General features: G+C 64.2%; 12 protein-coding genes. 4 read left to right on the top strand and 8 right to left on the bottom strand.

Translation table 11 applies throughout. The annotated features are described in order from the left end of the window. Positions 1 to 46 precede the first annotated feature (46 nt). Positions 47 to 517, top strand: a complete 471-nt coding sequence (locus IDM28_RS02165; protein ID WP_188035267.1) for a prepilin peptidase — start codon at positions 47 to 49, stop codon at positions 515 to 517. 97 nt (positions 518 to 614) lie between these two features. Continuing rightward, positions 615 to 1,412 carry a response regulator transcription factor gene (locus IDM28_RS02160; RefSeq protein WP_150573720.1) on the top strand — a complete coding sequence of 266 codons (798 nt, stop codon included), beginning with the start codon at positions 615 to 617 and terminating at the stop codon, positions 1,410 to 1,412. Here the strand turns inward: IDM28_RS02160 and IDM28_RS02155 are convergent. From IDM28_RS02155 to cpaB, 8 genes are read right to left on the bottom strand one after another with little or no spacing between them, the layout of a single operon-like run. After that, entirely contained in the window at positions 1,409 to 1,669 is a 261-nt protein-coding gene (locus IDM28_RS02155) for a DUF3613 domain-containing protein (RefSeq protein WP_101316124.1), read from the bottom strand. The genes IDM28_RS02160 and IDM28_RS02155 overlap by 4 nt on opposite strands. A gap of 49 nt (positions 1,670 to 1,718) precedes the next feature. After that, positions 1,719 to 2,390, bottom strand: a complete 672-nt coding sequence (locus tag IDM28_RS02150) for a tetratricopeptide repeat protein (protein WP_150571459.1) — start codon at positions 2,388 to 2,390, stop codon at positions 1,719 to 1,721. 11 nt (positions 2,391 to 2,401) lie between these two features. Continuing rightward, positions 2,402 to 3,295, bottom strand: coding sequence for a type II secretion system F family protein (locus tag IDM28_RS02145; RefSeq protein WP_188035266.1), 894 nt, complete (start codon positions 3,293 to 3,295; stop codon positions 2,402 to 2,404). Next, positions 3,292 to 4,173, bottom strand: a complete 882-nt coding sequence (locus IDM28_RS02140) for a type II secretion system F family protein (RefSeq protein ID WP_188035265.1) — start codon at positions 4,171 to 4,173, stop codon at positions 3,292 to 3,294. Before IDM28_RS02140 ends, IDM28_RS02145 begins: the two co-directional genes overlap by 4 nt. Then, entirely contained in the window at positions 4,170 to 5,426 is a 1,257-nt protein-coding gene (locus IDM28_RS02135) for a CpaF family protein (RefSeq protein WP_150571458.1), read from the bottom strand. The genes IDM28_RS02140 and IDM28_RS02135 overlap by 4 nt, the downstream gene beginning before the upstream one ends. Next, positions 5,423 to 6,613: a pilus assembly protein gene (locus IDM28_RS02130; protein WP_188035264.1), complete on the bottom strand. Its 1,191-nt coding sequence runs from the start codon at positions 6,611 to 6,613 to the stop codon at positions 5,423 to 5,425. The genes IDM28_RS02135 and IDM28_RS02130 overlap by 4 nt, the downstream gene beginning before the upstream one ends. Continuing rightward, positions 6,610 to 7,842 carry a type II and III secretion system protein family protein gene (locus IDM28_RS02125; RefSeq protein ID WP_188035263.1) on the bottom strand — a complete coding sequence of 411 codons (1,233 nt, stop codon included), beginning with the start codon at positions 7,840 to 7,842 and terminating at the stop codon, positions 6,610 to 6,612. Before IDM28_RS02125 ends, IDM28_RS02130 begins: the two co-directional genes overlap by 4 nt. 18 nt (positions 7,843 to 7,860) lie before the next feature. Then, a complete protein-coding gene (cpaB, locus tag IDM28_RS02120; RefSeq protein ID WP_188035262.1) occupies positions 7,861 to 8,796 on the bottom strand; it encodes a Flp pilus assembly protein CpaB in 936 nt (311 codons plus the stop codon). 286 nt (positions 8,797 to 9,082) lie between these two features. Here cpaB and IDM28_RS02115 point away from each other — a divergent pair, with 286 nt between their 5' ends. Both IDM28_RS02115 and IDM28_RS02110 read left to right on the top strand, forming a co-directional pair. Next, on the top strand, positions 9,083 to 9,265 hold the full coding sequence (locus IDM28_RS02115; protein WP_101316110.1) for a Flp family type IVb pilin: 183 nt from the start codon (positions 9,083 to 9,085) through the stop codon (positions 9,263 to 9,265). 52 nt (positions 9,266 to 9,317) lie between these two features. Beyond that, on the top strand, positions 9,318 to 9,725 hold the full coding sequence (locus IDM28_RS02110; RefSeq protein ID WP_101316108.1) for a response regulator: 408 nt from the start codon (positions 9,318 to 9,320) through the stop codon (positions 9,723 to 9,725).

Below are 9,725 nucleotides of genomic sequence, written 5' to 3'. Positions count from 1 at the left end.
CCTCTGAGCATAGAAGTGTTCAACGAATAGGGATGGCGATTTGCCAATGCACAGCATAGTTGTCTTGATGTGGCTGGCCTTGTGTACTGAACAGGATGTCCGTGAACGGCAGATTTCCAACACGCTCACCCTGGGCGTGGCTGCCTGCGCCCTGGCCTGGCTGTTCGCCACCGGCAAGAGCTGGATCGGCGCCGATGCCAGTGAAGCCGGCTGGGCCCTGGCCATCGTCATGCTGTTGACCTTGCCCGGCTATATGCTCGGGCGCTTCGGCGCGGGCGACGTCAAGCTGATGGGCGCCCTGGCTCTGGCCACCAGTCATTACTACGTACTCGGCACCTTCATCGGCGCCGGCGTGGCTGTGTTGCTCTGGCTGCTGACGCGTCGGCGATTGTGGAGCCTGCTCAATCCCAAAGTGAAAAAACGCCTGCAGACCCTCGCCGAACAGGTTGGCGACAAGCAGCCATTTGCTCCGTACGTGCTGGTCGGCTTCCTTCTGGCATCCGTATGGATCCAATAGCGCGACCTGCTGTCGCATAAGTTGTACAAGCTTTGTACATAGTCACGAGGTCGGACTACTGTCCATAGCGTGAGCAGGTCTGGCATTGGAGCGGCAAATGTTGAACAGGGAGTTGATCGTGAGCAAATCGGTAAGCGAGGTGAAGGTGCTGGTAGTCGACGACCAGCCGGTAATCGTCGAAGAGCTGTGTGAGTTTCTCGAGAATCAAGGCTACATCTGTTTTGCCGCCCACTCGATGGCGGAGGCGCTGGAGCACTTTCAGGCCGACGATGGCATTGGCCTGGTCCTCAGCGACCTGCACATGCCGGAGCGCGATGGTATCGAGCTGATGCGCGCTCTGAAGGAGCAGGCCGGGCGCCAGCGCATGTTCGAGGCGATCATGCTGACCGGCCGCGCCGACAAGCAGGACGTCATCCGCGCCCTGCGCGAAGGCTTTGCTGACTACTACCAGAAACCCATGGATCTGAACGAGTTGCTGACGGGGGTACGCCGGCTGGAGCAGACCCTGCTGGAGCGGCGGCGCAACTTCCGCGAGCTGGGCACGTTGAATGAGCGTCTGCAGTATCTGGCCGACTCGATCGATGACCTCTATCAGGACCTGGAAAAGGCCCGTGGCCAGGGTGTGCACCGCCGCGCTGGCGATGCGCCGGAAAGCGAGGGCGAGCTGCCGGCAGTGTTCGATAAGCTGTCGCCACGGCAGATGGAAGTGGCCAAGCTGGTGAGCAAGGGCAAGACCAACTACCAGATTGCCTGCGAGCTGGGCATCACCGAGAACACGGTAAAGCTGTACGTCTCGCAGGTGCTGCGCCTGACCCACATGCACAACCGCACCCAGCTGGCCCTGGCCCTGACGCCGCGTATGTCACCACTGCACCAGCGCTTCACGACCCACTAGTTTTTCTCGGAGCTGACCTTCTCCCAGCGGAAGAAGTCCGGGATCTGATACTTGTAGCTGTCCAGCCAGCGCTGCATGGACTGGTCGCGTTCGCGAGCAGTCTGCTGCTGGGGCCTGCTCGACGCCTGCTGATTGCTCGACTGCACCCGCAGCAGTGCTTCGGTGGCAGTCTCGGCTGGCGGCGGATAGGTGGTTTCAGCCGCCAACGCGTCAATTGGGAAGGCGATGCAGGCAAGCAGGATCAACGATTTGAGCATGACGACTGTCTCCATATAGGCCGGTTGCCAGCGCCGCTGGCGTTGGCGATCAGCTGAGTGGCGCCCGCGCAATGGCCTGCAATTGCTTGGCCCGCGCCTGGGCCTCGGCGAACTGCTGCGGCTTGAGGCGCAATCGAGCGACCAGATCAGCCGCCTGCTGCCAGTTGTCCTGCAGCAGCGACAAGGTCACCAGGTTGACTGCCGGCAACTGGTTGTCGTCCTTGAGCTCCAGCGCCGTGAGAAACTCGAAGCGGGCCTGTTCATGCCGGCCCAGATTCATCAGCACCACGCCCAGGTCATTGCGCACCTTTTCATCGGTCGGTGCCAGGCGCACGGCACGCTGCAGGTTCTGCAGCGCCTGCACATCATCGCCGCGGGCAGAGGCCAACTGGCCCAGACCATGCTCGCCCTCGGCCGCCAGGCAGCCGCCGAGCAGGCTGCGGTACAACGGCTCGGCTTCGCTGCGACCAAGCAGGCGCGACACCTTGGCCTTGCGCAGGCGCACCTGGGCAAGGCTGTCAGGCAGCTCCTGCAGGTGCGCCAGGCTCGCGTGCGGGCGGCCTTCATTGAGCATTTCATCGGCAAGGTTCAGCGCCAGTTGCTGGTCAGCGTCCGGCTTGGCGCAACCGCCGCTGCCGAGCATCTGTGCCAGGCCGCCAGGCGCTTGTCCGGCGCAACCACTCAGGGCGAGCACGCCCAGCAGTACCATCAATCGCTTCATCAGCCCTCCCCTCACGAGCCCAATGCCCGTGCCAACGCAGTCAAACCCGGCCCCGCCAGCACGATCAGCAAGGCCGGAAACAGAAACACCATCATCACTGCCGACATCTTTGCCGACATCTTCGATACACGCTCTTGCAGGCGTGTCAGGCGCCGGTCATCGAGCAGGGTTTTCAGTGCCAGTAGTGACTTCAACGCACCGCTGCCCTGTACCAGCAGCTGGCGCAGAATCACGCAGGTGTCGCTGAACTCGTCGACGGCCAGCAGGTTAGCGGTTTTCTCCAACTCGCCAGCCAGGGTCAGGCCGGAGTCGACCCGCTGCAGAATCAGGCGCAACTCTTCGCTGATCTGCGGCACCAGCGTGCGGCCTTCCTGGCTCAACACCCGTAGCGCCTGCTCGACGGTCAGCCCGGTCTCGAAGAGGATGCGTAGCAACGGGATCAGCAAGCTGATTTCGTGGGCGATCCGCTGCTGACGACGCGCGGCGGCCACCGCCAGAAATCGCTTGGGCAGCAGATAACCCAGGCCCAACGCGCACAGCGGCAGCACCAGCCAATGACCAGCCCAAACCCCGTCCACGCCATGCTGCAGCAGCAGCGCCAGCACCACCGCCAGCAGCGGCAGACCCAGTTGCACCGCCGCAAACAGTGCGCGCTGGCGGCTGCGGCGCCAGCCCAGGCGATCGAGCAAGGTCTGGGTTTCGCCATCGAGCTTTTGCAGGCGCCGGCCCAGGCCACTGCTACCCAGCCATTGCAGCCAGTCACCAAAACGTTCCTGCCGCGCCAACTGGCCCTGCAAGCGCCGGGCAATCAGCAAGCGCGTGCGCAGCCGGCGCAGCAACTGCGCAGCCAGCAGCCCGCAGCCGGCCAACAGGCACAGCGCGCACAGCAGCCAGGCCGCGCTCACAGGCTCCTCATCATGCGCCACAACACCAGGCAGCCGAGCAACTGCAGGGCAAATGCCAGCAACAACAGCATCTGGCCATGACTGTCGCGCCACATGCCCAGCAGGTAACTGGGATTACCGAGCAAGAAATAGCCGACCATGGTCAGCGGCAGCGCGCCGAGAATGCATGCCGTCACGCGGGTTTCGCCGGTCATTGCCTTGAGCTGGCGTGCGCCCTGCTCACGCTCGCGGATCAACTTGATCAGGTTTTCCATCAGCTCGCTGGCATTGCCGCCGTACTGCTGATTGATGCGCAGGCCCATGGCAAACAGGCGCAGCTCGGCCTGGTCATACAGCTCGGCCAGCTCGCTCACGGCAACGTCCAGGCTCACCCCCAGGCGCACATTGCGGCGCACCCGCTGCATGGCCGACTGCAACGGCTCGCGCGTACCATCGATACCGCCGAGCACAGCGTCATTGAGCGTGCGGCCGGCCTTGAGGCTGCGCACGCTGTAGTCGAGCAGGCCGGGCAGTTGCTCGATGATCAAACGCACCCGGCGCCGATAACGCCAGCTCAGGTACAGCCGACCCAGCACAGGCACACTCAGCGCAAGCATCAGTGCCGCCGTCCAGCCCGCTGCCAGTTGCGCGACGATCACCCCGGCCAACCAGCCCAGCAGCCACGGCTTGGGGTTGAACTGCGCGGTGTCGAAACCTGCGCGTTGCAGCAGTGGATCAAACCAGTCACGGCGGGCCTTGCTGCTGTGCACGGCGCGAAAGGCGCGGCCCAGGCGCAGCAAGGTGCGCTCTTCGCCGCGCTTGTACAGGCCCTGGCGCAACAGCAGCAGTGCCACCCCCAGCAGCAGGGGCGACAGGGCCAGCAGCAGCGCCCCGCTCACAGCACACCGTCGTTGCGCAGCTTGGCCCCGGCGGGGTTCGGCGCATCGCGCAAGAACACATCGCCGCCGCGCCGGTCGAGGCGGAACAGGGTGTTGGTGACGTAGACGTCGTCGCGCACCCCGACCACTTCCAGCACCTCGCTGACACAGCGCCGGCCATCGGCCAGGCGGGTCAGCTGGATGACCACGTCGAGCGCGGCGCAGATCATCTGGCGCAGGGTCTTCTCGGCAATCTGCCGACCACTCAGGCCGACCAGCGTCTCCAGCCGCAGCAAGGCGTCCTGGGCGGTGTTGGCGTGCACCGTGCTCATCGAGCCGTCATGCCCGGTGTTCATCGCGGTCAGCACGTCGAGCACTTCGCCGCCCCTGATCTCGCCAAGCAGGATGCGGTCCGGGCGCATGCGCAGGGCGTTGCGGATCAGCTCGCTGGACTTGATCTCGCCATGCCCTTCGACATTCGGCGGGCGCGTCTCCAGGCGCACCACATGGGGGTGATGCAATTGCAGTTCGGCCACATCCTCGATGGTCACCAGACGCTCCTGCGGTGCGATCATCTGGCTGAGGATATTCAGCAGGGTGGTCTTGCCGGTACCGGTACCGCCGCTGACGAGGATATTGCAGCGCCGGCCCACCGCCCGTTCGAGGAAGTCGAAGATGGCCTGGTCGATGGCCCGAGTGGCGAGCAGGTCGGCGCCCTTGAGCATGTCGCTGCGAAACTTGCGAATCGACAGGCACGGCCCATCCAGCGCCACCGGCGGGATGATCGCGTTGACCCGGCTGCCATCCGGCAGGCGCGCATCAACCATTGGCGATGATTCATCCAGGCGCCGCCCGAGTGGCGCAAGAATACGCTGCATGACCCGCTCGACATGCTGCGCATCGATGAAGCGCAGGTCGGTCAATTGCAGCAAACCGGCGCGTTCGACAAATACCCGGTGCGGCCCGTTGACCAGAATTTCGGTCACGCTGGGGTCGCGCAGCAGCACCTCCAGCGGGCCATATCCGGTCAGCTCATCGACCAGTTCCTCGGCCATGCGCTCCATTTCATAACGCGAAAGGGCCAGGCGCAGGCGCGCGACATAGTCGCCGACCTGCTCGTAGACGAACTGGGTCAGCGCCGGCCGGGCGCCTTCGAGCAGGCTACGGCCGCTGTCTTCGATGCTGTCGATCACATGCCGGTGCAGGGCGCGCTTGAGCGCCTGCGGTTCAGCTGCAGCATGGCGTGGCCCGCCGAACAGTTCGTCGCCGCTCATTTGCTCCACCACAGGCGGCGCAGCCAGGTCAGGGTCGGTCGCTCAAGGCTCTCGGAGCGATGCGCCAGGCGCTCGCCAAGGCTGTGCAAGGCTTGCGTGAGGGCCTCGCGCGGGGCCAGCTCGAACAGGCTCAAGCCCTGATTCTTGGCATTCAGGCGCAGCTCCGGGCTGTACGGCAGTGCCTTGAGCAGCGGTAAGCCATAGCGCTTGGCCAGGGCATCGGCATCCGGCGCCAGGTTACGCAGGTAGCAGTCGACCAGCAGGCTGGCGTGCTCCAGCTTGATGCCGCGGTCGCGCCATTGATCGAGCACGTCCAGGTTGCGCCGGCAGTCGAGGATGTTCTGGTCGGTATACACGATCAGCTTGTCGCAGTGGCTGATGATGGTGCGCAGGGCTTCGCTGTCGGCCTGCCCGGTCAGGTTGACGACGATATGCTGAAAGTGCTGGCGCAGAGCGCTGAGCAGCATGTACAACTCGGCTGCGCTGGTATTACGCAAGGGCTCGTCGGTGTCGGCGTAGGCCAGAATGCGCAGACCGCTGTTGTCACGGCTGAAGGCGCTGTCGATCAATGAGGTGTCGAGGCGCCGCAGGTGGCGCAAGGCGTCGCCAAAAAAGAACGAGGCTTCCAGCCCGAGCAGCGCCAGGCTGTCGCCACGCGGCAGGCCCAGGTCGAGCAGCAGGGTCTGCTGGCCGCTGTCTTGGACTACCCGCGCCAGATGGGTGGTGAGCAAGGCCCCATCAGCGCCGCGCTGAGCACCATAGAGCACAGTGAGGCCGCCCAGGCTGGGGTTGCTGGACACCGCCGGCAGACGTTTGCCGAGGCGCCGCACCAGCCCGGCAACTTCACTCGAGCGCGAGCCGTAGGCAACGAAGTCACGCGCTCCGGCGCGCATGGCGTGCAACACCAGCTGGTTGTCCATGCCGTCGCCAAGGGCAACGATGGCCAGCATCGGCTTGGCCTCGAGTACGCCTTCGATCAGCGCGCACTGGTTGACCAACTGCTCACGGTCCAGGCCGATGAACACCAGGTTGCTGAAGGTCACGTCGACCAGTGCCAGCAGTTCATCGAGGCTGCCGCCGCTGGCGCCGATGACCTGGCCGAGCGGTGCCAAGGCGCCCTGCAACCAGTGCAGGTCTTCTTGATTGCGGGTGATCGCCAGATAGGTCTGGTTGAGGCTGTCAGTCATCGTGATAACCCGCTACGGCCGTCGAAGTTGCCGTTTTCCATGAAAAACAAGCGGCCCCAGCTGGGGTCGTAACTGCGCAGACTTTCGCCGGGCAGCTCCGGCAGTCGGGCGTTGGCGGCCAGGGGCTGGACCAGATGGGGGGTGACGATCATCAGCAGTTCGGTCTCTTCACGCACCAGTGCCGACTGACGAAAGAACGCACCAAGCACAGGCAGATTGCCGAGTCCTGGCAGCTTGTCTACAGAGGAGCGGGTATTGCTGCTGACCAGCCCGCTGATGATGAAGCTCTCGCCATCGGCCAGCGAAATGCTGGTGTCGGTACGCCGCACACTCAGCCCGGGCACCAAGGTACCGGCAATATTCACGGCATTGTTGTAGTCCAGCTCGCTGACCTCGGGTGCCACCTTGAGGGTGATGCGATCGCGGCTGACCACCGTCGGCGTCAGCGCCAGACGCACGCCGAACTCCTTGTACTCGATCGACACGTTGTCGCTGCCGGCGCTCGGCACCGGGATTGGGATTTCGCCACCGGCGAGAAAACTTGCGGTCAGGCCGCTGAGCACGGTCAGGCTGGGACGGGCCAGGGTGTAGGCGAACCCGCTGTTTTCCAGCGCGCTGATGGCTGCCAGAAAGCGGCTGCTGCCACCACCCCAGACGATGTTGAAGACATTGTCGTTGAGCGGGATCAGCGGCCGCGCCACCGGCACGTTGCCCGGCGAGACATTGACGCCCGGCACACTGCCTGGCGAGCCGATCAGGCTGTTGTTCGATCCACTGAAGAACAACCGCGCGCCGGCTTCCTTGTATTTGCTGCGATGCACTTCGACAAAGCGGATGTCGGCCTGTACCTGGATCGGCAGTTGCTCATCCTGCGAGGGCAGCGCCATGTCCACCGAGGCACTGCCTTTGACGAACAACATCGCCCGGTGCGGCGTCGCCGCGCAGGCAGTCCACAGCATCAGGCTGGTGCTGCCAGGCGCCAGCGCCGTCAGCAATACCGCGCGCGGGCCGCTGGCCTGCACGTCGGCCACCTTGGGTTCGCCGACGGCCACCCGGCTGATGGCCAGCGGCAGACGCAGCTCCTGTTGCAGGCCTTGGTCCATCTCGATCACCGAGGGCAACTCGGCCACCGCGGCACAGCCTTTGTCAGCCGCTTGCGCACAAGGCGCGGCGCCGAGCAGCGTCAACGCCAGGCACAACGGAGTGAATAACCGCGAGGAACTACGCATGGCTGCATCCTTGCTGGGTCAGGGGGTGTCTGCTGGCGCTTGGTTGTGGGCGCCACGAATAATCTGCATGCCGGCCACAGCGCCGCTGGGCGCGGCCTTGGCTGGCGGCACCTGCGACAACTGACTGAACCGGAACAGCTCGCGGTTGGCGCTTTGCAACTGCGACTCGGCCTGGCGCTCGGCCCAATAGCCGGCCAGCAGCTGCTCATCGGCGCTGCGCACTGCCAGGCGCAAGGTGCCGGCCTGGGCGGCGAGCATCAGCCGGCTGGCCAGCGCCTCGGGCACGGCCAGGGCCACGGTGCGCGTGCCACCCGTGCCCAGCGCATCGCGCCGCGCCTGCTGCTCATCGGCGCTTTGCGCAGGTCGGCCGTCATTGGCCAGGCCGGTCTGGTCACCGACGCTGAGCACCCGCAGCGCGGGCAGCACGACTTGAGCCGACGCCTGTGGGTTGTTGTTTTCTTCGCGCAGAAACAGCAGCACATCGACGTAATCCCCCGGGCGCAACTGCCCTGCCGCACCGATCACATCGTCTACCGCCAACGCGACGGCGCGCTCATGTCGACGGATCATCCGCGCCAGCGGGCCACCACTCTGAAAGCTTTGTTCATCCAGCCACAAACCCTGCGGCAAGGGGCGCGCGCTGCTGCGCCCGAGCACTTGGTCGAGCTGGCTGAAGGCGCCAGCAGGGACTACCTGCAATCGCTCGATCAGCACATCTTCAGCGGTGAGTGGGGTGTTGGCCGGGACCTGCCGAGCCATGATCACGATGGGGAAACGCGTAGGCTCCGGAACGGTTACGGGCGCCGGAGCAGCTACTGGCGGCGCACTGGCCTCGACCACCGGCGGTGCGGCGACAGGCTCGGCCGGGCGGCTCAGCATCAGCCCCCAATAGCCGGCAAGCAGTGCCGCCAGCAGGAACAGACCGGCGAGGATCATGGTCAAGCGACTGCTCATTAACGCTCTCCTGTCCCTGGAAAACCATGATGGCCAAAAGTAACTATTTCGCTATTGCACGGTAGCGCAGAGCGGCTATTTCGCCATGAATACGGGGGGAGATTTGCAGCCGACAAATTGACGCTGAACAAAAACAGGGGCTTAGCGCAGCTGTTCAAACCTAATACTTTGTAGTTAACGCCTTCTTACATTTGCAGGTCTGCACAGTTTGACGATGCTCTGATGGCAAAGGGGTATCACTGCACGCCGCCCCGCCACCGGCGCCCACCGCGCAAGGAGATGTGCCATGTTGCTGTTGAAGATCTATACCCGCTGCAAAACCTTTATCGAAAGCAAGGACGGCGCCTCGGGTATCGAGTACGCAGTGATCGCGGCGATGGTGGCCGTAGCGCTGGCGGCGTTCGTCACGCCGATATCGACCCAGGTAACGGCCTTGATGACGACCATCCAGACTGCAATTACCCGTTGAGTGGCCCAACCCTCAATTCTGCTGCGCACTCTCAAGCGACCAGGAGCGTTCCATGCTGACTTCTTCCTTGCGTCAACAGATTCTTCTGGTCGACGATGAGGAAGAGGCCCTGCTGGAGCTGGCCGAGTTGCTCGAGAACGAGGGGTTCACCTGCCATACCGCCAACTCGGTCAAGGCCGCGCTGGTGCTGCTCACACAGCACCCGGACATGGCTCTGGTGATCACCGACCTGCGCATGCCCGAGGAGAACGGCATCGCCTTGATCAAACGCCTGCGCGATCACACGGCACGCCAGCACCTGCCGGTGATCGTGATGTCCGGGCATGCCGATATGGACGATGTCAGCGACCTGCTGCGCCTGCATGTGCTGGACCTGTTCCGCAAGCCGATCTATCACGCCCGCCTGCTGGAAACCCTGGATAACCTGTTCCCCAAGCCACGCATGCAGTCGGTCGGCTAG

This window comes from Pseudomonas sp. EZ-C24, from assembly GCF_014525325.1.
In the GTDB taxonomy this organism is placed as follows: Bacteria; Pseudomonadota; Gammaproteobacteria; order Pseudomonadales; family Pseudomonadaceae; genus Aquipseudomonas; species Aquipseudomonas shirazensis.
Note: the sequence above shows the minus strand (reverse complement) of the source record. Positions and strands in the feature narration are given on the sequence as shown.

Coding starts and splice junctions, on each gene's coding strand:
- IDM28_RS02155 (WP_101316124.1), bottom strand. CDS start 1,669: ATGCTCAAATCGTTGATCCTGCTTGCCTGCATCGCCTTCCCAATTGAC.
- IDM28_RS02160 (WP_150573720.1), top strand. CDS start 615: ATGTTGAACAGGGAGTTGATCGTGAGCAAATCGGTAAGCGAGGTGAAG.
- IDM28_RS02165 (WP_188035267.1), top strand. CDS start 47: ATGCACAGCATAGTTGTCTTGATGTGGCTGGCCTTGTGTACTGAACAG.
- IDM28_RS02110 (WP_101316108.1), top strand. CDS start 9,318: ATGCTGACTTCTTCCTTGCGTCAACAGATTCTTCTGGTCGACGATGAG.
- IDM28_RS02125 (WP_188035263.1), bottom strand. CDS start 7,842: ATGCGTAGTTCCTCGCGGTTATTCACTCCGTTGTGCCTGGCGTTGACG.
- IDM28_RS02130 (WP_188035264.1), bottom strand. CDS start 6,613: ATGACTGACAGCCTCAACCAGACCTATCTGGCGATCACCCGCAATCAA.
- cpaB (WP_188035262.1), bottom strand. CDS start 8,796: ATGAGCAGTCGCTTGACCATGATCCTCGCCGGTCTGTTCCTGCTGGCG.
- IDM28_RS02115 (WP_101316110.1), top strand. CDS start 9,083: ATGTTGCTGTTGAAGATCTATACCCGCTGCAAAACCTTTATCGAAAGC.
- IDM28_RS02135 (WP_150571458.1), bottom strand. CDS start 5,426: ATGAGCGGCGACGAACTGTTCGGCGGGCCACGCCATGCTGCAGCTGAA.
- IDM28_RS02150 (WP_150571459.1), bottom strand. CDS start 2,390: ATGAAGCGATTGATGGTACTGCTGGGCGTGCTCGCCCTGAGTGGTTGC.